Genomic DNA, 25311 nt, shown 5'->3' on the forward strand with positions numbered 1-25311 from the left:
CTCTTTTTATACCACAGGGCTTGGAGAGAGATTAATCATCTCATCTTGAAATTAAATAATTCATATAATTTTTATAAAACTCAGATTCCTGCCCTTTCTCTTCATATATTCTGATCTGCCCCTAATGCGTCGCGAAATGATCTTTTAACACAATTCTATTTGTCATCTAATTTATCTGTATAAATCGGGGATCAAAGAACGTGTATCTCAAATAGCCATGCCTGATTGTACTATCCTACGACTTTATTGCGACCTTGTGCTTTTGCCTTAAATAAAGATGCATCCGCTTGAGCAAACAAATCTTCCCAATTCTTCGCTCCAGTTGCCACGCCAATACTCACGGAAACATTCAAGTGATCTGTTGAAGACGCATGATTAAATTTTAATTGTGAAACATCTGCCAGAATACTTTCAGCAATTTGCAACGCCCAATCCCACTCCACCTGATCAATTAAAATCAAAAACTCGTCACCGCCAAAACGGACAATTAAATTAGACTGAGCAATATTGGCTTTTAGGCATTGAGCAATTTCAACAATGACGGAATCGCCTAAGATATGCCCAAATTGATCATTTACATATTTAAAGTTATCAATATCCACCATAATGAGAGTAAGTTTTTCAAAACGTTCTGTTTGATGGGCAATATTTTTTAAATAATCTTCTAATGCCAGGCGATTAGAAACTCCGGTTAAAATGTCGGTATTTGCACTGTTTTGTAATTGAAATTCAAAGGCATCACGCTGTTTTAACATCTCTTTTAATTTATCAATCGCATCTGTCAATGTATGCACTTCTTTGTTTTGCACAGAAACAGCACCCATATAATCTCGCTCTTGGACCTGTGCTAACTCTAAAATCATGTTTCTGGCATAGATCAAAGGTTCAAAGAGTTTCTTTCTGGTATATACCATGGTAAACATTGCCACAGCCAATGACAGAAGCGAGATAAATAAGTTGATCAAAAACTGCCGTTGCTCCGACTCCATTTGTGCTTGAGCACTCAAGGCGTGTGTTTCCAATAGATATTTTTGTAAGTCGATCACTGAATTGAATTTTCCAACCAATACATCCGTCAACTGATTTGCTGTTAGAAAATAAGCTTGCTGATGTGAACTTTCCTCAATCAGACGATTGACTGTCGGTAATCCTTGATCAATAAATTGGCTTTTTACTTGGGCATATAGATGTAGATAAACTGGTGTTTTTAAATTCTCCATCTGCATGGTATCTATTAAACGCCATAAGTATTTTACTTGTTCTTGGGTTTGTAGTGAACGCGCTTTGTTATATTCAGGAATAGGTTCAGAAAAACTCAGAGGCGCCATAATATTAGAAGCCACACGTCCTGATTGATCACGTAAATCAGCCAAGATCAAAACGATAGATGCATAGTCCGTCACATCACTATTTATTTTTTTGGAGTCATTGATTAATCGCTGTAACATGGCTCTACCACTGTCCCATGCAGCAAACATACCTTGAATTGCTTGATCCATTTGAACAGAGGTCCGTTCTTTTACAGGTAGTGCCAAATAGGCATCTACCTGCCCCCGTGCAACAGCTAAATCATGCCTTAATTGTACATCCACCTGATTCGCTAAAACATCGAAGCCCGTCTGTTTTAAAGATTCGACGGTTAGATCAATCTGCCGATCCACCCCCTTACGATAATCTCGCAAAGCTTTCATATTTTCAGAAAAATCTTGTGCTGAACTCGACATCGCCTTATTGGTCGGCGCTCTTTCTCGAGATATTTTATTGGATGTTTCTGCAAATATTTGTAGGGTTTGAATATCGACCAGAATTCTCTTTGAACGAACGTATTCTTGATAATTACTGATAATTTGAGGAACAGCGATCAATAAAACGGACAAAATGATGACTGACATGAGGATAAGCAAACGGGTGCTTATTTGTTCTGATCGGAGTTCCTGCACCATCGTCATGACCCTATGGGAAGTAATGTCGAATGAATCTAAAAAATTTGGCTATATTATAGGGCATCTGAAGCGATTCCACCCAAGTATTTAAACCTCAGTTTACTTGCCGCATTCGACATACTATCGTTTTTATAGATAAGTTATATTGAAAATTAACATTTTACATATAAATAGAATATCCATAAAATATAAAAATCAAGTGAATTATCACATTTTGAAAATATTCCCTTTTCAATGCCCAGTTACCCCCAATAAACTGGGCATTTTTTTATCCCTTGCATTTATCTTAGATAAAAAAACAGACCCAATTTATCCAAAACACTCAAGGTTAATTGTTTACGTTCATTTGGATCATCACCTGTCTGCATGTTCATATTTAATGCAAATGCAGTCACCTTCCCATCAGGCTGTTCAACCCACCCTGTATACCAGCCTACTTGAGGTTCAACATCCATTCCCCAACCACTTTTAGCATACAGTTTAGTGTCACCACGTCTCTCGATATAAAGCATATCTTTGACTTGTTGCTGTACGGTTTGATCAAAAGCCAACTGCTGTTGAGCCAGTTGATAGGCAAATTTGGCTTCTTGTTCAGGGCTAATTTTTAAAGGACCGACCAACCAGAAATTATCAACCTGCTGACCGATATTCATATTGCCAAAACCTACACGCTTAACTTCTTTACGCATAAGATCTAAGCCAATACGTCGAGCAAGCTCTTGATATATGGGAACAGCAGAAGCTTGCATCGCTTCTGCCAAAGTCATATCTTTTTCCCATGCTGAAAAAGCGCGCTTTTCGCCATTCCACTGAAATACTTCAGTGTTGGTCACCTTGGCATTTTGCAAACCTATTAAAGCATTCAGCATCTTAAATGTGGATGCAGGGATATATCCTGTCTTTGCTCGATTTAGATCATTACCATAACTTTTTAGATGAATCCCATCATAAGTGACAAACACAGCCTGAGTTTGTGCTTGATTAAACAATAAAGGAATTTCACTTTCTCGTTCTGATAGGACTGGACGTTGCAGTTTTGAATCATAAACGCAACCTGAAAATACCAAACTACTGAGAATGACCCAAAACAAACCCTTCATTTTAAACTTCATGATATTGATAACCTTAAGTACCACTCTAACATGCTGCAAAATTGAAATCGTGTAGAGGGTGAAAAATATATTGTGCCAAGAATGTAAGTAAATATTTACATGTGCCATATATTGGTGCATAATGCACCTCATTAGGGCAATAATTGAGTTTTCCTCAGCAGAAACTTTAGCTTTGCTCCAGATTTTGGCGAAAAATCCCAGTTTTCTTTGAAAATTGGGATTTTTTTTGGCAAAAACTATGCCAACATTCTATTAAAGCAGCATTATTTGCATCATAGTGGTGCATAATTTTAAACCTGCTTTGTTCAATAGTAAATTTATTGATTTTTAAACAAAAAAAAGCCCAACCTTGGGGAAAGCTGGGCATATAAACTGCGAATTTAAAAAAACTCATTGATTAGCAATGAACTTTATAGACTTATTATCCAAAATGCATCACACTTTGTAAAACCTATTAAATTGATCGGATATAGAAATATTATCGTTTTTACTAATAATTGCGCCACATTCAACATTTTTTAAAATAAAATGAATATCAGATCACATATTTAAAGCTTGCTAAACAGATTTTAATGACATTTTCTTGACATGGATTGCAAAAATACCATCGAAAATACAAATTAATAACAAAATACAATAGAAAAAACAAATAAGTGAAATTCGTGTTTTGGCATTCTTTTTTTAGTGACTATCCCTGCTCTTTAGTTTTATTTACTTGTTCTGATTAAACTTTTTTTCAGGTTGACTTGAACTTAAACAAATGTTCGTTTTTTAAACAGTGCTTTTTTTCATGTATCTGCTTTGTAAACATACGTCTTAAACATCATTGACTTAATATATTGTTACAATACAATGCCGTGTGTTTCACCAATTTCTCCTATTGGAAAAGATTATGAAAAAACTCGGTTTAGCCACTGCTCTATTATTAGCCATGACCGGCGCACAAGCATACCAATTTGAAGTTCAAGGTCAATCAGAGTATATCGATACAACTGAAAATGACAAAGACTTCACTGGTGGTCTTCAAGGTACTTTCTACTTCAAAAATGTTGACTCTTCTAAAGGTCCTTTGGCTGAAGCAGCGTTCTTAAACCAAGCTTCTAACGTATCTTTAGCGTACAACTATGGCGAATTAGATGCTGGCGTAACTGCGCACAACTATGGTGCTAAAGCTGAAGCTTATGTTCCAACACCATATGTACCTGCTTATGCAAGTGTATCTTATAGCCACACAATTCTAGACGGTAAACACGGCTTATCTAACGATCAAGGCGACCGTTTTGCTTTAGAATTAGGTGCTTTACCTACTCAAAACTTCTTGGTTGCTGTTGGTTATACAAACGTTGCTGACCAAGTTGCTTTAGATGCATTCAATGTAATGGGTAACGGCGTTGCTAAAGCAACTGCTGAAGCTGCAACAATCAACGAAGACCAAGACGCAATCACTGCACGTGCTAAATACGTTGGCGGTATTGACGGTACTAACATGTCTTTAGCTTTTGAATCAGGTATTGTTTATGGTGATGCGACTGCTTACCAATTCAAAACTGATTTCTATTTGAACCCACAATTAAGCGTTGGTGCTTCTTACGCAGCTTCTAGCTACGAAGGTACTCCAGATTCAGCTTGGGGCGCGAACGTAAACTACTTCATCACTCCTGCAATTGCAGTTGGTGCAAGCTATGTAAATGCAAACTACGAAGCGAATAAAGGTCAAGCAATCGCTTATGTTGGTGATACGCAAACTGTTGGCTTAAACGCTAAATTCCGTTTCTAAGTTCTAAGAAATCGAATGAATAAAAAAGGACTCATCAGAGTCCTTTTTTTTATTGCTCAACCTGAGTTCAATATAAAAATCTTGATAAAATATGATACTCGGAAACGTCATCCGCAACTGTCTTAGGCAGGACTACTTCTATAATGTATTGTTTCTGCGACTGATTAAATATGTTGCTGGTAGCTGACGAGTTTTGCGGTGAGCAGCAATACCGCTGTGCAAGATGGTTGCCCTTGCGGAGCTTCGCTCCTCATCCCGAAAGAAAAGTAGCGCTAGCCGCAGGCTGATCCTGAAATTGGATGAAAACTCAGTAATAATCCGCACAGTTTATATTTTTCAATAAGTTAAATAAGTGATTACGTCGAACTCACGTTACTTAAAATAAATAACTTAGCTTCTCAGTACATTTAAAAAATGCAAGTGACGTTCATATTGATCAATGATGTCCTGAATCAAGTCTTCCTGCGTCCACTCCATCACATCATAGTTTTGACCACCCTCTCTCAAGAACACTTCTGCTTGATAAAAATCATCCGTATCTTGATGCTGTTCATTCATCATAAAGCTTGGAGCAACCATTTCCCGTACCATCACTTTATAAATGAAATTCAATTCATTATGATGATCAACACTGAGTTGTACACCATCTTCCATTTCTTTGATGACGACATTTAAAGCGCGGCGCTTAAATTCATAGCGAATGCTTTCAAAAGCTTTAATCACATGAGATTGAATATATTCACGCACCTCAGCTTGGGTATGTGGATAATGCATAATCAAGCCTAGACGTTGTTGCCAGCTTCTTGGATTTTGTACAGCTCTCGGGGTAATTCTTGCAACCTGCAAAGCCTGCATTTTGGTGACATCCACCCGAAGTGCTTTCACCAAGCCCCAACATAGCAAGAGCATAATAAATGTGAATGGCAATGCACTCATCATTGTCGCAGATTGTAATGCACTAAGCCCTCCGACCATTAATAAAATAATCGAGAGTACGGCCATTAAAATGGTCCAGAACAAACGTTGCCAAGTCGGTGAATTATCAGACTTGGCTGTCAGGTAGTCTGTAACCAATGCACCAGAATCTGCCGAGGTGACAAAAAACAGAACCACCAGCAGTGTCGCGATTAGACTTGAAATTCCTGCAAATGGCAAATGAGCGAGAAACTCAAACAATGCAACTGAGGAGTCTTGTTGCACAGCAGCAATCAAACTGTCTTGCCCCTGTTGTAAAATACTGAACAATGCAGCATTACCAATGAAACCCATCCAGATCAGGGTAAAACCTGTCGGAATCAGCAACACGCCCACAATAAACTCTCGAATAGTACGTCCTTTCGAGACGCGTGCAATAAACATTCCCACAAATGGCGACCATGAAATCCACCATGCCCAATACACAATGGTCCATCCACCGATCCAACCATTGGATTGATAGGCATATAGATTAAAGGTCATGGTGAATAAATTGGAAATGTACTGTCCCGCATTTTGAATGGTGGCCTGTAAAATATAAATACTTGAACTGGCTAGAAAAATAAAGCCAAGCAATAGCAAAGCCAGAACGAGATTCAGCTCGGAAAGTCTTTTGATTCCTTTATCCAAGCCTAAAAACACGGACAATGAAGCAAGTGTACTGACAATGATGATCAATATAATTTGCGTGGTAATATTACTTTCCCAGCCGAATAAATAATTCAAGCCAGAATTAATTTGGGTGACCCCAAAGCCTAAAGTCGTGGCTACACCAAATACTGTACCAATGGTAGCAAAAGTATCTACTGCATCTCCAAGCGGTCCATAAATTCTTCGCCCAATAATTGGATATAAACCTGAACGGACTTTGAGCGGCAAATTATAACGGAAAGCAAAATAAGCCAGCGTTAAACCAACAACAGCATAAATCGCCCAAGCATGTAGCCCCCAATGAAAGAAAGTAATTCTCATCGCTTGTTGCGCAGCGTCAATACTTTGAGGATCTCCCGTAGGTGGATTGACATAATGCATGACTGGTTCAGCCACACTAAAGAACATTAAACCGATTCCCATCCCTGCAGTAAACAGCATGGCAAACCATGATCCATTACTATATTCAGGTTGGCTGTGGTCAGGTCCAAGTTTAATTTTGCCCATGTCAGAAAAGGCAATAAAGATCAGCACGATTAAAAATATTGCCACTGACAGCACATAGAACCAACTAAATGAATCCGTGATCCATTTATTCATCTCTTTGGTCATCAGTTCAAAGGCATTTGGTGCAAAGATAACAATCGCTAAAAAAAGCGCAATTATTCCAACAGTGCTCAAGAAAACATTTGGATTGATATTATCAAACCAAGTGATTTTTTTGGAAGGCATATTTCCCCCAGGTTTTTATATTCAATGGACAGACCTTTTAAGGTCAAAAAAGGCATTCACTGTAGTGAAAAAAGACGAATCCTGTAGAACAGCAATTAGATTCAATTCACATTATAATTTAAATTAATATTTTCAACAATTTAGTAAATGTAACAAGATAGTTTTCACGTTATTTAGGTTTTTTTTCAATATATTGCAGTGCAATCATGCGTGAAACGATCAATGCAAAATACATCACACCACAAAACATTTGCAACATCGAAATCACCCGTGCCGCAGGTGCAACAGGAATTAAATCTGATAATCCTGTTGCCGACTGTAAACTGAAACTAATAAATAATAAATCAAGCCAAGATTGATAATCCGCAACATGGTTTGGGTTTTGAAAACTTTGCGGAACCAATAACTGGCAAATACTATAGAGAAAAGCAAAGCCCCAGGCGATCAGGGTAAAAACGGCTCCGGCAGCAAACAACTCATCTTTGGTGAGATAACGGTCTGCAAACATATAGCGAATCAAGCCATAAGCTGCACAGAAATAAGCGGCGGCTTCAAGAGCGTGGGCAAAAATTTGCAATGTCACCGAATGAAAACCAAGCAGCATTAGAAATGATAACGAGAAAGCACCCAACACAAAACTCAGCCCCAACACTGTAAAAGTGGGCGTTTGTCGAATGACTTTGGCAATAATCAATAATGCAGAGACACCCAATAACCAGGTCAGAATTTGATAGCTTCTACTGGCATTGGTGTACACAGACAAAACCAAAATCAGCAATTGCACCAACAATAGCCATGCCGATGGCAGTTGCTTGAAACCTTTCCAGAATTCGATGAATGATTGCATAAATAATTTCTGGTTATTGTTTTAAAACTTCAAATTAACATATTCACTCAATTTGATAAATTGTTTAAATTTGACCTTATTGTTCAATTCTTAAATTGAGGTAATTCATTCTATTTATAGCATGCTTAATCATGTACTTTTTCAAGCTTTATCACGGCTCTAAATTATTCAAATGCTGAATCCTGTTATAAAAGCCAAATAAGGGCTTTCATATTGAAAACCCAAAAAAAACACCTTCGAAAAGGTGTTTTTTGATTGCCTCGGAATCAATTAGTGATCCGAAGCGCCAGAGATACCGATACCAGTTTGTGAGCGTACGAACTGCGCATCAAATGCTTTGCGTTCAGCTTGCGCACGTGCTGATTTATCAGTCACAGAGAACAACCAGCAGCAAATGAATGCTAACGGCATAGCGAAGATTGCAGGACCGTTGAATGAGTTGATTGGGGTATCAGAAATTTTTAATGTATCCACCCAAACAGCTTTAGATAAGATAATCAAAGTCACTGCGGTTACAAGTCCAACCACACCACCGATTACGGCACCGCGTGTAGTTAAGCCTTTCCAGAACATTGAAAGTACCAAGACGGGGAAGTTTGCACACGCTGCAACAGAGAATGCCAAACCAACCATGAATGCAACGTTTTGTTTTTCGAACAAAATACCCAAGATCATCGCGAAAATTGCTAGACCTAAAGTTGCGATCTTAGACATACGTAATTCAGACTCAGGTGTAGTTTGACCTTTTTTGATTACGTTTGCATATAAGTCATGTGAAATTGCAGAAGCACCTGAAAGTGTCAAACCTGCTACAACTGCAAGAATAGTTGCGAACGCCACTGCTGAAATGAAGCCCATGAACAGATCGCCACCTACTGCATCTGCAAGGTGAACTGCAGCCATGTTGTTACCGCCAACCAATTCTAGTTTGCCAGTCACAGCCATTTTTGCAACATCAATGAATTGCGGGTTATTAGATACGAAAAGGATCGCACCGAAACCGATAATGAAGGTTAATAAGTAGAAGTAACCAATGAAACCTGTTGCCACAACAACTGATTTACGTGCTTCTTTCGCATCTTTAACAGTAAAGAAACGCATCAAGATATGTGGTAAACCTGCTGTACCAAACATTAATGCTAAACCAAGCGACAATGCATCGAGTGGATTTTTCGCCAAGCTGCCTGGCCCCATAATCTTAGTTGCATCTTCAATACTTACATCATGTACTTTTGCAAATACATCGATAGATTGTTTAAACATTTCAGAGAAGCTGTAGCCTACTGAATGCATCACCATGAACGCCATGAATGTTGCACCTGAAAGCAACATAACTGCTTTAATGATCTGTACCCAAGTGGTTGCCAACATCCCACCGAAGATCACATAAGCCATCATAAGTAGGCCAACAATCACCACAGCAATGTTATAGTTCAAACCAAAAAGAAGTTTGATCAGCTGTCCTGCGCCCACCATCTGTGCAATCAAATAGAATGCAACAACGACCAATGAACTCACCGCTGCAAGTGTACGTACTGGCTTTTCTTCTAAGCGGAATGAAACCACATCAGAAAGGTTATATTTACCCAAATTACGTAAACGTTCAGCAACCAGGAACAATACAACTGGCCAGCCGACCATGAAACCTAGTGAATAAAGCAGGCCATCAAAACCTGAGCTAAACACCATTGCAGAAATACCCAAGAACGATGCTGCGGACATATAGTCACCGGCAATCGCCAAACCATTTTGGAAACCTGAGATACCACCGCCAGCGGTATAGAAGTCTGCTGTATTGGTGGTTTGTTTGGCTGCCCATTTGGTGATGAACAAGGTAAGACCAACGAAAATTGCGAACATGATGATTGCATGCCAGTTGGTCGCTTGTTGCTGAGCTTCACCTAAATCTGGACCCGCTTGTGCAACAGTAGAAAGCAGTACAGTAGATGCAAGTGCTGCTTTAGTCTTTAAAGAGTTCCATTTCATCTTAGTGAAGTCCTTTTTCATGAGCAATTGCTTCTACTTCTCTCATTGCATCTTCGTTTAATTGATCCAATTTATTGTTGGCAATATATGAATACACACCACACAATACGAAAGATAAAACAATAATGCCTAGACCTAAAGGAATACCCCAAGTGGTAACTCCACCACTAAATGAAGTCATCAAAAATTCTTTGTTGTAGCCGACTAAAAGCATAAATCCAACATAAACGAACAACATAATTGCAGTTAATGTCCAGCTCAATTTACTTTTTTTAGCAACCATTTCTTTGAATTTTGGATTTTGTAGAATCGCCTCTACTTGTCTCTCATCCATAACCATGCTCCTTGATAAGCGACCAGAACCCTGGTTGCTTTTTTTAATCTTTTTTTACATGGTCAAAATTAACAATATTGTGGGGTTCTCGTAACTTAGACTTTGGTCGTTAAATTTTGAGCAAAATAAACGAGTCCGTTCGTGGATGCGTTATGATAGGCGTAGATTTTTATACTGTAGTCCTTATGAACAGTTGGTTAATTATAGGGGTTTTAGCCCTTTACATCTTCATTCTCTTCGTCTGTGCCTTCTTTGGGGAGAAGCATGCCAGCCGATTAAGCACTCGCGGTAGGATGCTTCTCTTTAGTCTAACATTGGGTGTCTATTGTTCATCCTGGACTTTTTATGGCGCAACAGGAGCAGCAGTAAGAGAAGGTATTATTTTCCTCCCGATTTATTTAGGACCTTTATTATTTGTCTGGTTGGGTTATGACATTTGGCGTCGCTTAGGTCGTGTGCGGCAACATCATGCCATTTCATCGATTGCCGACTTTGTCGCTGCTCGCTATGGTAAAAGTGGAACACTTGCTTCTTTAGTCACGATCTTGGCAGTGATTGCGATTATTCCTTATTTGGCTTTGCAGTTACGTGCTATTGCACTCAGTGCATCAGTCATGCTGGATCATAATACTCAAGTCGTCTCGACCACAACCAATGGTGTACTTGGACTTACTGCAGTGCTTGCAATCTTGGCGATGATGTTTGGTACTCGGCAAATCGCCAATACTGAACAGCATGGCGGTTTAATGCTTGCAGTTGCGTTTGAATCTTTTGTTAAACTGTTTGCCCTGCTCTGTGTTGCCTTCTTTTTTATTTTTGACCATCCTCAAAATATTGTACAAATTTCACATGATGTACAAAAAACATTTCATGAGGTACAACTATTTGGCGTCCCAGAAACTTTTTGGATTCAAACTTTACTGGCATCTTTAGCAATTATTTGTTTACCTCGCCAGTTTCATGTGGCTGTGGTTGAATTACGGGATGAAAAGCATATTCGAGGCGCTAGACGCTGGTTTGCCGCTTATTTAATTCTTACCATTATTGCCATTATTCCAATTGCCAGCTGGGCACTTCACGCAGCACCGAAATATTTAACCATTCCTGATGTTGCCGTACTTTCTTTACCGATTAGTTATAACCAAGACTGGTTATCTCTACTGGCATTTTTAGGGGGCTTTTCTGCATCTACAGGTATGCTTTTAGTCTCCTCTGTAGCATTATCCATCATGCTGAGCAACGACTTGATCATGCCTGCCTTATGGAAGTTTGGGATTCTTTCCCGTCATGATAAACGCTTGCCACAAGTGCTCAAGTTCACGCGTCGCGTATGTATTTTAGCGGTGATGCTACTTGGCTTTTTATTCTTCCACTTCTTTAATGATATTGACCAGCTGTCAACCTTTGGTCTTTTGGCATTCAGCGCTGTTGCACAGTTTTCCCCAGCATTGATCGGTGGTCTATATTGGCGTGGCGGGAGTCGCCAAGGAGTCTACTCTGGTTTAGTGGTGGGTTTTATCCTGTGGTCATATACCCTGTTGCTGCCAACGATTTTGCGTAGTCTCCCTGTTGAATATAGCCAATTTGCCCATCAATTTTTGATGTTTGGTCCTTTGAATATCGAATGGTTAAGACCAGAAGCATTGTTTGGTTTTGAATCATTTGCACCATTAACACATGGTGTGATTTGGGCACTCGGTTTAAACATTACCTTGTATATCTGGGTATCTCGAATTTATCGTCCAAGCATTGCAGAACAAATTCAGGCAGAAAGCTTTTTCTATTACGAAACCAAACCTTTACCTGCTCAAAATACTTCAACTGATATTAACTATTTGCACCACGATGTTGCCAAGCTCAAAGTTGGCGATTTAATCGCACTGGCTAAACGTATTACTGGAGAAGGACCTGCAACACACGCATTTCAGCAGTTCTGTGCCATGAATAATGTGGTTTTGAACGAAAATAGCAGTGCTAATGGGATGTGGTGGCGTTTTACTGAACAATATCTTGCTGGAACGATCGGTGCAGCATCCGCACGTACCTTATTAACCACCGCGATGGTAAATAACGGCTTAGCCTTGGGGCAGGTTGCCAACATTCTTGACCAAGCTTCCCAATGGCAGCGTTTTAACCAAAATCTTATCATGACCATGATCGACCATATGACCCAAGGGGTCAGTGTGGTGGATGAAAATATGTGCCTGGTGGCATGGAACAATCAATACCTCAAACTTTTTGATTATCCCAAAGATTTGGTTTATGTCGGTTGCCCAATTGCAGACTTGATTCGTTATAACGCTGAGCGTGGTGAATGTGGTCCTGGTTCTGTAGAAGAACATGTGCGCAAACGAATTCACTGGATGAAAGTGGGAAGTGCGCATGAGTTTGAACGAATCCGTAAAGATGGTCGTGTCATTCAAATGCGTGGGAATCCAATTGAAGGCGGCGGTTTCGTCACAACGTTTGCCGATATTACCGCATTCCGCGAAAATGAGGCGGTACTTGAAGCCCGTGTCTCTGATCGTACCCAACAACTGGCAGATGCGCTTGAAGAACAACAGCTTGCACGTGAACAAGCCGATAAGGCGAATATGTCAAAAAGTCGTTTTATTGCTGCTGCCAGTCATGATTTGCTACAGCCCATGCATGCCGCACGTCTATTCAGCACCGCCTTGGAACAAAGCGTTCAGTCGGATGAAGATCGTAAAACATTACAACAGCTTGATCGCGCTTTGCATGGTGCGGAAAGCATGTTATCTGCACTCTTGGATATTGCACGCTTGGAAGGTGGCTCAATTCAACCGAAACGCCAAGCCTATCCATTACATGATTTACTCAGTGATTTGGAACTGCAGTTTAAATCCATTGCTGCACAACGTGAGATCCAATTGCATGTCCATGATGCCCAATTCTGGATTGACACTGACCCTCAATGGATTCGTCGCATCATTCAAAACTTTGTCAGTAATGCCTTACGCTATACAGCACGCGGGCGTGTAGTGGTGGGAGTGCTGCGTGCTTCGCATCTTCCACAGCATATTCGTATTGGTGTTTGGGATACAGGTCCAGGGATTGCAGAAGAACAACGCATCAAACTGTTTCAGGAATTTGAGCGTTGTGGACATACTTCACCTTGGGGTGAACAGGGTCTGGGACTTGGGCTTGCAATTGTACAGCGAATGACGAGCCTGTTGGATTATCCCGTACATGTATATTCAGCGCTTGGTAAAGGCTCCTGCTTTATGATTGATGTCCCAATGGTAGAAGCACCTAAAGTTGTTGCAGCGCCAATACAAGCTGTTCCTTTAAAAGCAAAAGCATTTAAGATTTTATGTTTAGACAATGATGATACAATTTTGGAGGGCATGACTACCCTGCTGACCAAATGGGGTTATCAAGTCTTTAAAGCCACAGAACCTGAACAGGCGCTGGACATCATTCAAAGAGAAAACATTCAAGTCTGGTTAGTGGATCAGCATTTAAACAATGGCAAAATTGGGTTGGATTTCATTATTGAAAATCGTCAGGAGAATGTTCCTGCGGCATTGATTACCGCAGACTCCGATCCTGAATTACCACAACGTGTCAAAGATTTAAATGTAGTGCTTTTAAAGAAACCACTTAAACCGGCCTCACTGCGTGCATGGTTATCTGGATTGAAAATTTCAAAATAGTGCTGTCTATATGATGGATATAGAATATTCTTCTTTAATGTTTTGAAACATTTACACGCTCTAAAGCTTTGTGTTCTAGAGCGTGTGTTACATATTTTTTTAAGAGAAATAGCAATTTTTTTTAAAGATTGTGCAAAAGCATTCAAAATGCACCCAAAGACTCCCCTGTTTATTGGCGAAAGATTCCAAAGCTTTATTTTCTATGGCAAATAACATCAAAATAGTAAATATACACTTGTATAGTTGGTTACAATTTTATATTTATATGATTTTAAATAATAAAAAACTACTTTCCACCACATCTACAACTTTAGTCGTATTCCTATTGCATCTCAGATAAATCAAAAATTAATTCAAGACAAAATCGCGCTCATGTTTAGGGAAACAAAAACAGCGTTTGAATTCAATTTTAAATAGGATTTTAGCTATGAATATTTCAGAAACTGTTCCACATGGGCTACATCAAGCTCAACAATTCCATCGTCAATATGGTGTTAATGCGATCTTGCCTGAAATTGATTGGCAAGCGATTTTTAAGCATAGCAAACTTCAAGATGCTCAAATTCAAGCATTAAATACAATCTATCAAGCTGCTGTACCTTTAGCTTTACAGGTGTTTGAAGAATTAAAATTTGATGTATTTGCACCTGTTGCATTTCATCCACAAGGTTTAGGTCTGTTTGATAAACTAGCACAACAAGAAGAAAAACTGGTTCAACGCTTGGAAGATGAATGCGAGTGCTTGAATGATGAGGTTCGCCATCAAGTCTGGAGTATGTTACTTCGTGGGGGTGCTGTACTGGTATTTAAAGCGTGGCTAGGTAAAGTCAAAACTGGGGAAAACAGTTTAGACATGACCCAATTCGATGAGCTATCGGATCTACTATTCATCAAAACCTCGCCAACCACCTTGGCACAGCGATTAAAAGTAGATGCTCATGCAGACTATGATCATGTGTTCTTGATGTATGGCAATGATGTGTTCCTAGATCGTTTTAATAGTTTAGAAACAGCAGCGCTATTTGTTGACTTAGGTGTGTATGATGCTGCATTTTTAAGTTTACGTGATGATCGTGTTGCAGATTACCTCAAATCAAAAGGCTATGTCACCCATGATCAGATCGAAGATTTAAAATGTGCTTTAAACCCACTGGGTTGTCCAGATCAAGTCTCTAAACAAGATTGCTTGGCCTAATTCCTAAACTAAGAAGATAAAAAAGCCAGTCATGAGACTGGCTTTTTTAATCAGATTAAAGCATCTAATATAAAGATTTAGGCAACTTAATCTGAATGATTTCATTGTCATCTGCACGCTTTGCATTTCGTCCTGAAGAGCCCGGAAAATTATTGTCATTGAAAACCGTCACAGTATTTTTGTTTTCAATAATAATATCTTCAATTGTTTCAAATGGAAAAGCGAATGTAGTTCCTGTACCGATATCACCATCACGTGGTGCACCATATAAATTATTTGGGTTGGCAACATTCATTAAATCGACCAGATCTGAGCGTTTTACTGCTTTACCAGAATCACCAAATTCAATTTGAATCAGCTTTTTATAACCATCAAGCTTATTCTGACTCGCATCACGTTCGATAATAATGCCAGACTTGTCATCGTACATCTGGAAGTCACCAATATTGGTCGCTTTAGTATTTAAAGTGAAATAATAATAACGCCCAGTATAGGCTTTTTTCTTCACGTCAAATTGAGAAATCAGTAATTGTTGCGTGGTCTCGCCTTTTAATGGTTTCTCTAGCAATGGGTATAGATATTGTCCATCTTTAGACAATGCCATGCCTTCGAACCCACCACTTTGCTGAACCAATGGTTCCACATAGTTCATATTCATTTTGTTGAACTGATTTTGTGGTGAGCGTAATTCAGAGCCGGCTTTTAATGGATTAGGCAATGGAATGGGCGCATCCAAAAGAATTCCATCTTTATCAAAATGCAGTAAATAAGGTCCAAACTCATCACCGATCCAATATGTCCCATCCGCAGTACGCTGTATAGATTCAGGATCAAAATCAGCCCCAGTGAGCAAACGATCGGTGGTATTTTGATTGATGATATTAAAGGGAATTAATTTGTTGGGATCACGAAGTTGAACAAAGCTCATCACTTGAACTTTCGCTGTTCCAGAGGACTTGGTTCGAAAGTCAGGTTTGATCTGATATAAACGCAATAAGAAATCTGATGAATTGTCTTGAGTACCAAAGCCATTGTCTGCCATGACGATATAAGTACCGTCATTATTTTTTAAGGCGCCTGAAAAACCTTGTACTGGCTGTCCTTTAAATGGGGGAAATATACCATTTGCACCTTTGACAAAGGCACCTGAGTTTGGACCAGCAGCATAAGTTTCAACATCAAGTTTTGCAAATGAAACCAATGTCGGCACTGTAACAGATGGCTCGAACGAAAAATCGTTGTCATCATCATTACACGCTGTCAAACCCAATATACTGAAAGTTAAAAGTGAGTAGGCTAATTTTTTCATAAAGGTCTTTTTATTGATTTAAATGTCCCTTATTTAAACCAATCAGCATGACGCCTTTAAGTCAGTTCAATGACAATACGGAGTCAAGTAAATTTTATTTTGGATCAGATTTGAATATCAAATCCCAAATCAATATCACAAGCTGCTTGACCACCACGCACTCCCCAATTTTCCGTTGAGATCTCTCTTACTATAATTTTAATATGATCTTTAGGAATTCCGAATACAGAAAGGTTGTCTACAATTTTAAGATATAAATTTCTTTTTGTGTCCAACGTGCGACCAACAAAGCAATCAATGGTAATGCGAGTAAACTTTTCGGGATGAAGCTTATTCGGAGGACACAAGAAGCGATGCGGTTCATGTACGATTAAACAAATATCACAATCATCATCAGGAATTTTAAATGCACTGACTAAAGCCTTTTGAACAGCTCCAATTAATTCCACTTCTTGCTCAATGGAATATTGATATCGAACATCAATTGTCGTTGCTGGCACTTTTGTTCCCGATTTATATTATTTTAAATCGAAAGCATAACATGATTTATATAGGGCTATACCAATTAACCACATCGATTAAAGGACTTTAATATCTTCTCAACATACGAGTTCGCTCGCTCACAGATGCTTAAGATATAACAATATATTGAATTAAACAGTTTTTTTATTTCGGTAACAGTCTTAATAGTCCAGCGTTTTTTCCATCTTCCAATACCCAAATCGAACCATCATGGGCTGGATAAATAGCTCGAATCCGCTGTTTCAAGTTCAAACGCTGTACCTCACTAACTGGCTTTGACTCAGTATCGACCACAATAACTGCTTCTGAAGACAATCCACCAATGAGCGCCTTATTCGTCCATTGAGGGAACAATTGTTTTTGATAAAACATCAAACTTGATGGAGAAATTACAGGTGTCCAACTGATCTCAGGTGCTTTGAATTCAGGACGGGTGACATGATCAGGAATCTCTTTTCCTGAATAATGATTACCATTGGAAACAATGGGATAACCATAGTTCTCACCTTTATGAATCAGATTTAATTCATCACCTCCTTTAGGGCCCATTTCAACAACCCAGAGTTGATCTTTATGATCAAAAGCGATACCTAAGGGATTACGATGCCCCAAAGACCAGACTTGTTTTGCGATTTCTCCTTGTTGGGTGAATGGATTATCTACAACAACAGTACCATCATCATTCAGTCTGATGACTTTACCCAAATTTGAATTCATATCTTGTGCAGGATCAAATTTCTGACGTTCTCCTGAGCTGATCCAAAGTTTTCCGTCTTTCCCAAACAACATGCGATGCGCATAATGTCCTTGTCCTGAAACCTTTGGAACCTGCTCCCATATTCTTTTTATATTGCGGATTTGAGGATTTTTTTCTTGCAGGTTTAATTCACCACGAACCACCACTGCACCATAACCACCATTGCCTTTTTCAGCATAACTCAAATAGATTTGATGATTATTTTTATAGTCAGGATGCAAGGCAATATCACCTAAGCCACCTTGCCCCCCATAGGCTACTGGCGGAACACCTAAAATATCAATGCTTTGCGAGGAAGAAGGATTATAGAGCTTTAATTTCCCTCTTTTCTCTGTAATCAATAATCGTCCATCTGCCAACTCAGCCATTGCCCAAGGTTCATCAAAATGAGCGACTTTTTCAACACGGTAGCTTTGATGAATCAATGCCGTTTTATTTTCTGTGGCTTGTTTTACTTCGGATGATGAATTGCTTTGAGCATTGCATGCACTGAGCAATGTACAGCTGATGAGTAGAGGTAAATAAAAAAATTTCTGTCGTAATCCTTCCATTTCTTGTTCCTCAACACTTAGGTGTTTTATTTATTGTAAAGAAAAGACTGTGTTGTACTATTTTATATTGTTAACAGCAATGTTCTGAACAGATCAATGTAAGCATTTGCCTACAGCACCTGCCGAAATTAGCGAATATACGACTCATCAAAATTCACCTATTCTATACTCATAGGGAACAGGAAGTTTCCCAGACAAAACAACAATAACAAATTGTCTGAGCATCAGGAACGTGAGATTAGACAGGAGTCAGATCTAACCAACCAATACGAAGAAAACCCCATCAGGATGATGGGGTTTTCTTTTGCTATCAACATAATATTTCAAATCATGATTTAGCTTTATTTATCAATTCGTGCTTACTCATCAACCACAAATTATCATTCATATAAAAGTCGAACTTAAAATTTTACCTGTTAAGTATATTCTTTATACCACTCCCCTCAATTTCGATCTAATATCTGGATGATTTTATTACCTCATAACTATTAGAATCATTCGCATATTTATATTGTGCACTTCGTATAATTTTTCCATTCGCTTTAACCACTATTGTTGCATCTTTTTTGATATGTTTAGGTATAAACGCTACAAATTGAGCTTGATATACTTCACTTTTATCCAATGCTACTGGATGTTCAGTTAATTGAATAATCGGATACATGTAATTTGAGTGTGGATGTGAAACCATAATTCCTTGCGCCTCCACAGTAACTAAATATGATTGTGGACGACTAGATTTATTCTCAAATTTAACGTTAATGGTTTTACCATTATACACTGATGTAAAAAGACCTTGTTGCATCTCCTGATCTACCACAACTGCAAAACTATTATCATAAAAGTCTTTATTTAACGAATCCCTATAAACTTTCTCAGCCAATTCGTAACTTTTTTGAGCAGCATTTAAACTATATTTCGCAATATCTGTTTGCTGTACCATAATTTTAGTTTGATCTTTTGCAATATTTGCTTGTTCTTGAGCAATGCGTGTTTGTTTCAACGTATATATCAATGCCATACAAGTGAGAATTAGTAAAATAAAATTGAGTACAATACTTATCTTATTAAATTGTTTTGTTTCCATCATAAGTCCTCAAAAACGCTTAGAATAACTCAAGTAAATTTGAATAATTGCCAAGGAACTGAGGAAAGCGCCAAAACTTGACGCAAAAAACACCCGCAACTGTCAAGTTGAGGGTCTGCACTTAAAAACTATCTATGATTTGCTTTTTTTATATTCAGTACTTTATCTTTTCAAACCTCGTATTTTTAATCCCGATCCGCAAAAACAGGATCAGTTAAATCTTTAAGTTTCGGCTGTGTTAAAAAATACTCATGCCCTGGTTCTGGATAATACTTCCCATACCTATCATCTGTCGGTGCCAAATAGTATTCATAAGCACCCTCCAATGCGCGTTTTTCTTTGCCCTTTTGCAAGTAAATCTCTTTGATTTTAAAGTCCGCATCTAATTCAATTTTTAAATTGGCAAAATCATAAGGATATGCAGGCTGATCATTGGTCGCCAATGAGCGTTGCGGATACAATGCCTGAAAGTTTTTAAAATATGCATTTAAATTGGGATCTTGATAATAGGGAATATAATCATCAGCCAACCATTTGGGGATCGGGAACATGTGTATTTCAATATAATAACGTACCCCTGTTGGTTTATAAGTCACCCATGTCCATAATTTAACAGGAACAGCTTTAAGGCGACTTTTATCAGCCTCAACTCGATTCTCAAGAATCGCAAAACGTTCCGTATTGACATATTCCGCATAATATTCGCCGGACCATTCACCATCTGGTGCGGTGACTTCAAGATTCCATGGATATTTAGTCTGCAACATTTTGTACCAGTCTGCACTAACTTTAAAACTGCCATCCATCCAGCGTTGATACAGCCCGACATTGCGTTCTTTAAAATCTTCAAAGGCAATTTTAACATCACGTGTTCGAATATCATTCGCTCTTAAATATTCCATATCATCGGTACGTGTTAAACCTACCACTGTTGCATAATCACCCTCGATTTTCTTGGCTTGCCATGAACCAATTTCTTCTCGAATTCCTGGAGTGCCTACTGCAAATAAAATAATCCAGCCTTTGGGGGCGAAACCAATATCAAAATCACTATATACACTTGGTGACGGATCTTCACCGTCTTCATCCGTCATAGCTTTATGTACCGTAGTAAACAAACGTTGAATCTTATCTTTAGGCAAAGGTTGAATCAGTTGATAAAACTGGTTGTCAATACTGTCAAAAAAAGTCAAATGTAACACTTCCGGTAAAGGCTGTTTAAAGGAATTTCCGCCCAGTGGTACCCCGCCACGTCCCCACGGACCACTCGATCCATCCAGTGTTCTTAACCATGTCCCATCGGCCAAATAAAACACAGTCCGCATATTTTCATCCACAGGTGATTTTACAACATGCGAATCGACATAAATGTCTTTGCTACTGTCTTTATAACGGCCAAACACAGCCGAAGAAGTTCTTACATCCCATTCTATTTCTTGTGGTTTATTCATAATGTAAACTCGATAAAAATAAGTCGCTAATAGCAGTAAAGCGATAATAAATAGGCTAGTGAATAAAAAATTAAACTTTTTTGTTTTAACCATTATGGATTTTCCGATACGGCAGTCCATTTTTTAAACGTATACTATAGCCTAAATCCTCGGTCATCCCACCCTCATAGGTTTTTTTAGCGGACCAATGTAGGTATTGATTGCGTAAGTTTCGGATCTGTCCTTGGTCTTTTAATCGTAGATCCAAAACACTACCCCATACCACATTATTGATCACAGACGCAGGATGACTGTTAATTAAATTCTTCACAATCCCTTTTAAGTTTTCATTTTCATATGTTGCTATATCTTTTTTAAATTGAATCTGCCCATATTTTTGGGTCATTAGACGCATGGTTTTTAACGCAATTTTATGGTAATCATTGGGAATATTCTGTCGTGATGCCACATATTCTTGCTTCTGAATATGCTTTATTTGTTGTGCTGTATAAAAGCCTTTGTCAATAAACCAACTTTTTAATGCATCTGTTGTTATATGGTAGCTATCACTTATTCCACTCGGATAACTACCGCCAATATCAGAATGTGCCCCATCCATCACTACTTCATATCCGTATTTTTCCCGCCGCGCAGCCATAATATTGGTCAGTGAGAAATACTCGCGATATTCATCCCCCGCGGCAATATGGAACACTTTGCTAATTTTTTTATCATCCGCATCAAAGTCTTTAAAATTTAAACTCAGCTCTTTAACATCATTATCAAAGTCGGGTTTTGCTGCACTATGAATTACTCCCCCTAAACCAAACAATGCAGCCTTCGCCATCGATGTACCGTCAATGGTTTGAAATGACGATACCGTATCGAAAATCCCGACAAAACGAAAGCGCACTTGTTTTGGAGAAAATCTCCAGCCTTTAAACAGTTTAGGCTTGGACTTTGCCAAATGCACAAAATGCCGTGCCGTTGCCGCACCCCGGCTAAAACCAAAGACATTGATCACGATGTTGGCTGGTTTATGACCTGTGTTCTGTTTATTATATTCTTTTTGAATTTCCACAAAAGCCGATTCTGCACGGGTTTTTACCCCAGTATCGCCACTACCATAAGCAAAACCTGCTTTACTGTCTGCTTCATCTTTGGTCGAGCCCATACCTTGGATATAGATCCAAATATTGTCTTTACTTTCACCATAACGTTGACTAAATAAATGCGCGATATTGGAGTAAGCATTGGTATAGCTTTCATAAGCATCTTTGTCTTTTGCGATTTGTTTTTCATATTTAGCTTTATTATCAATATTATACATATTGTTTTTAGTACCATCAAAAAACACATTGACGACTAAAGGCTTGACCACAACAGTCACCGAAGAGTTTGCAATCTTGTTGGTTTGCGCTGTCTTTAAGGGGATTGGCTTATTTTTTCCGGCACCATCACCTAAATCGGATACTTTTTTGCTTGGAAGTCCCATGATTTGATTCCTCTTTTATCCTTTGCTTGTTTATTGTTTGCTTGTATTTTTAGTCATTTCTTTTCTTCTTCACCATCATCATCAAAAACCTCAAGTTGTGATACATCATAACCAGAGCTTAAACGGATGGTTTCACCTTTTTCATTGCTTACGCCTCTAAAGACTTTGCCATCACCTATGACAATTTTATATGCAAAGCCTGCAACAGGATTGCCTTGCGGATCTTTTAACACATACATTTCACTGAAAGGGTCTTGCGGGAGAGTGAAATCAATTGACTTTGGACCCAGTATTGAGTGTTTTGAGGTAAATACTTTTGACTCTCCTTTGGTCCCTTGCTCAATTCCCTCGGCAGTAATTTTAAAATAATTGCCTTTAACATTAAGCACAATTTCTTCAGCAGCACTGATTTCAATCGTTTTTTTCTTACTGATCAGTTTTAATGTTTTGTCTGCAACCAGATCCATTGCACCTGTTTGTGCCTGTATGTCTACTTTCCCAAATGCGGCAATCAAACGAATGCCTTGCTTCACCGCAAATAAACTTACTTTTTCAATCGCATGGCTAATAAAGTTCTTTTGTGTACTGATATTGACACTTCCACTTGCGACTTGATTGATATCGGCATCAGCAGACAAATGGATATCTGCAGCAGTACTTAAACCAATTCCTTGAGGAGATGAAAGTAACAATGCTGCCTGATTAAATTTTGCAATATCTTGTTGAATACTCTCCGCAAAAGCTTTTAACTGTTCTACAGACTCAATCACATCTGTTTCATGTTGTTTTGCAACATCATTCAATGATTTACGATGAGCCTGATTGGTACTCAGTTGTTTTTTAGCCTCTTCTGCTTCCATATGATCACCTGAAGCAGCAGCTTGTTTATAGCTGGTGAGTAGTAATCCACTCCCACCACGTACAGCCCCATAATCATCTGTACGGATTTCAAAACCAACACCGCGATCTTGACTTGTTTCTGCCTCTTTTGGGTGGCTCAATTGACCGAGATTCACTTGACTCGCAGAATAACTACTTTGCAATTGAGCACTCAACTGACCTTGGGTGTCGTCAAAACGTAGTTGATTAAATCCTGTTGCATCTATTTCATTACTTCGAATACCACTTAAACGACGTGTATCAGGTAAAGTCCCTTTGATATCAAATTTAGTCGGACTTCTTTCTGCTTCATGGATTCGTCCCATCACAAATGGACGATCTACATCACCATTGAAAAAATAAACCACAACCAATTCGCCAATACGCGGTAAAAAACGTGAACCAAAACCCTCACCTGCCCAAGGCGTCAGTACATCCACCCATGCGGAATCTGTATCATTATTATTTGAACCTGCACCACCATCATGGTGGTTATCTTCAACTCTTGAAAATAAAAAACAAAGCTTAATCTGTCCCCACTCATTGACATAGATCGTTTCGCCTTGTGGTCCAACAACACGCGCATGTATCGGAAAGGCAACTGGCTTGTGCAATCTTGGATTGTATTCAGGAACAACAGGTATATGACGACGAACCAAAGTCAGTTGGCAGCCTTGTTTTTCTTCTCCTGCATCAATATCCCATTGATTAATTTTAAGTAGTCGATGGATTTCTTCATCAAAATTCTTAGGCAAGTTATTAAGATGGAAGCTTTTCTTTTTTAATATTAAAAATTGCCTATCACTTGTATTGTGTTGCTCTATTTCAAAATGCCCATTAAATTCAAACCAATATGCAACCTGTGCATCACGAACAGTACCTTGGGCAATAAATTGTTTGGCTTGCAGATCATGATATCGGGTTAAATTTAAATTCAGCTTTTCTAATTGGGCATTACTCGACCTTGTTGCACCATCTTCTCCATTTAAGTCACTAATCCATGCGGGTGTGAGATGCCAAGATTGTTCTAAATTTAAGTTGTAGTTATCATAATATGCACTATGGCGGTGGTTTGAAAGTGCAGAACCTGGCCAATCGGTTTGTTCTAAATAGTCAGCTTGCCAACGCTGAATATGTACAGCTGTCGGTTGAAGTTTTCTTTTTGCAATAAAACTTGTAATCGTATCAGCAGATTCAACGCCACTGCTTCGATGATAACGAATTTCTTGTCGATCTAGCCGAGTAAGCTGACTGCTGTCATCAATCAATCTTAACTTTTGTGCCTGTATGGGTTCATTGTGATGTGCGACAACTAAACTCGACTCATCTATACACCAATTTACCCCTTCTGACCGAAGCAATCTGGTGATCAGACTGTACTCAGTTTCATCAATCTGCATGGTAAATGGGCGTATATCATATGTGCCTTTAAGCGCACTCAGGTCTAGAGTCAAACTTTTGGCAAAGAGTGGTGATCTCTGCTGCCATTCTTGTAATATAATTTTTATGATATCAATCATAGATTTATTCATAAAAATTCGATTATTCTGCTTATACCGCCATAATGATGTCGCATCTTCCACTGTCAATTTATAGAGTGCTAAAGCTCCATCCGACTGTCCTAATTCGGCGCCAGTGACGATACCAGTGGTTCTGAATAATTGATTTTTATCTGTACGAACATCCACTGCAACCTGACAGCCAATTAAATTTTTCAATGGAATCAAATCATTTGTGGCAACACAGATTAATTCAGCTTTAAGCCCTTCATTAATTTCATGATTGACACTAAAATGATTTAAAAATAATTGATGATTCAATTCATCATTTGAAAATTTAGCTGTAATTGTACGATGCTGTACATTCAATCCCAGTCTTTCTAAAGCATGATTTATATTTGGCATATTAAGTTTAGTATTATTAATAATAATCATTAGCAATAATAAATATTTTTAAATTTTAATACTTTGCATTTTATGCCTCTGTACAAGGCAATTTTAAAATTTTCTATTAATATCAAAGCATAAGAGATGCTAAAAGCTTTTTTTAAAG

General features: G+C 38.5%; 16 protein-coding genes. 3 read left to right on the plus strand and 13 right to left on the minus strand.

Annotated features, from left to right (window positions below; genetic code table 11):
- Positions 1-230: 230 nt before the first annotated feature.
- Together IMO47_RS10885 and blaOXA are read right to left on the minus strand one after the other, a co-directional pair.
- Positions 231-1943: a GGDEF domain-containing protein gene (locus IMO47_RS10885; protein WP_196077266.1), complete on the minus strand. Its 1713-nt coding sequence runs from the start codon at positions 1941-1943 to the stop codon at positions 231-233.
- 281 nt (positions 1944-2224) lie between these two features.
- A complete protein-coding gene (blaOXA, locus tag IMO47_RS10890; RefSeq protein ID WP_227552326.1) occupies positions 2225-3043 on the minus strand; it encodes a class D beta-lactamase in 819 nt (272 codons plus the stop codon).
- A 904-nt stretch (positions 3044-3947) separates the two neighbouring features.
- On the opposite strand from blaOXA, the gene omp33-36 reads away from it, so the two are divergent.
- On the plus strand, positions 3948-4832 hold the full coding sequence (gene omp33-36, locus IMO47_RS10895; RefSeq protein ID WP_196077268.1) for a porin Omp33-36: 885 nt from the start codon (positions 3948-3950) through the stop codon (positions 4830-4832).
- A 390-nt stretch (positions 4833-5222) separates the two neighbouring features.
- On the opposite strand, the gene betT is transcribed toward omp33-36, so the two are convergent.
- The 4 genes from betT to IMO47_RS10915 all read right to left on the minus strand — a co-directional run bounded on the left by betT (position 5223) and on the right by IMO47_RS10915 (position 10357).
- Positions 5223-7190 carry a choline BCCT transporter BetT gene (gene betT, locus IMO47_RS10900; protein ID WP_196077269.1) on the minus strand — a complete coding sequence of 656 codons (1968 nt, stop codon included), beginning with the start codon at positions 7188-7190 and terminating at the stop codon, positions 5223-5225.
- 169 nt (positions 7191-7359) lie between these two features.
- Complete coding sequence (locus tag IMO47_RS10905; RefSeq protein WP_196077270.1) at positions 7360-8037, minus strand: ion channel; 678 nt, start codon at positions 8035-8037, stop codon at positions 7360-7362.
- 270 nt (positions 8038-8307) lie between these two features.
- A complete protein-coding gene (locus IMO47_RS10910) occupies positions 8308-10023 on the minus strand; it encodes a cation acetate symporter (RefSeq protein WP_196077271.1) in 1716 nt (571 codons plus the stop codon).
- Between the two features lies 1 nt (position 10024).
- On the minus strand, positions 10025-10357 hold the full coding sequence (locus tag IMO47_RS10915) for a DUF485 domain-containing protein (RefSeq protein WP_196077272.1): 333 nt from the start codon (positions 10355-10357) through the stop codon (positions 10025-10027).
- 185 nt (positions 10358-10542) lie between these two features.
- Here IMO47_RS10915 and IMO47_RS10920 point away from each other — a divergent pair, with 185 nt between their 5' ends.
- Both IMO47_RS10920 and IMO47_RS10925 read left to right on the plus strand, forming a co-directional pair.
- Complete coding sequence (locus IMO47_RS10920) at positions 10543-14034, plus strand: PAS domain-containing hybrid sensor histidine kinase/response regulator (RefSeq protein WP_196077273.1); 3492 nt, start codon at positions 10543-10545, stop codon at positions 14032-14034.
- A gap of 427 nt (positions 14035-14461) precedes the next feature.
- Positions 14462-15229, plus strand: a complete 768-nt coding sequence (locus tag IMO47_RS10925) for a hypothetical protein (protein WP_196077274.1) — start codon at positions 14462-14464, stop codon at positions 15227-15229.
- Between the two features lie 64 nt (positions 15230-15293).
- Here IMO47_RS10925 and IMO47_RS10930 read toward each other — a convergent pair whose 3' ends face one another.
- The 7 genes from IMO47_RS10930 to IMO47_RS10960 all read right to left on the minus strand — a co-directional run bounded on the left by IMO47_RS10930 (position 15294) and on the right by IMO47_RS10960 (position 25163).
- Positions 15294-16538 (minus strand): esterase-like activity of phytase family protein, encoded by a 1245-nt coding sequence (locus IMO47_RS10930; protein WP_196077275.1) that lies wholly within the window; start codon positions 16536-16538, stop codon positions 15294-15296.
- Between the two features lie 104 nt (positions 16539-16642).
- The gene (locus IMO47_RS10935) at positions 16643-17038 is read right to left on the minus strand and encodes a tautomerase family protein (protein WP_196077276.1); all 396 of its coding nucleotides are present in this window, start codon (positions 17036-17038) and stop codon (positions 16643-16645) included.
- A gap of 166 nt (positions 17039-17204) precedes the next feature.
- Entirely contained in the window at positions 17205-18368 is a 1164-nt protein-coding gene (locus tag IMO47_RS10940; RefSeq protein WP_196077277.1) for a PQQ-dependent sugar dehydrogenase, read from the minus strand.
- 454 nt (positions 18369-18822) lie between these two features.
- Entirely contained in the window at positions 18823-19455 is a 633-nt protein-coding gene (locus IMO47_RS10945) for a hypothetical protein (RefSeq protein ID WP_196077278.1), read from the minus strand.
- Between the two features lie 185 nt (positions 19456-19640).
- Entirely contained in the window at positions 19641-20906 is a 1266-nt protein-coding gene (locus IMO47_RS10950; protein ID WP_227552323.1) for a DUF2931 family protein, read from the minus strand.
- An 85-nt stretch (positions 20907-20991) separates the two neighbouring features.
- Entirely contained in the window at positions 20992-22380 is a 1389-nt protein-coding gene (locus IMO47_RS10955; protein ID WP_196077280.1) for a DUF2235 domain-containing protein, read from the minus strand.
- Positions 22381-22433: 53 nt separating this feature from the next.
- The gene (locus tag IMO47_RS10960; protein ID WP_227552322.1) at positions 22434-25163 is read right to left on the minus strand and encodes a type VI secretion system Vgr family protein; all 2730 of its coding nucleotides are present in this window, start codon (positions 25161-25163) and stop codon (positions 22434-22436) included.
- Between the last annotated feature and the right edge of the window lie 148 nt (positions 25164-25311).

It is taken from the genome of Acinetobacter sp. Res13-Abat-PEC15-P4-01 (assembly GCF_015676285.1).
In the GTDB taxonomy this organism is placed as follows: Bacteria; Pseudomonadota; Gammaproteobacteria; order Pseudomonadales; family Moraxellaceae; genus Acinetobacter; species Acinetobacter nematophilus.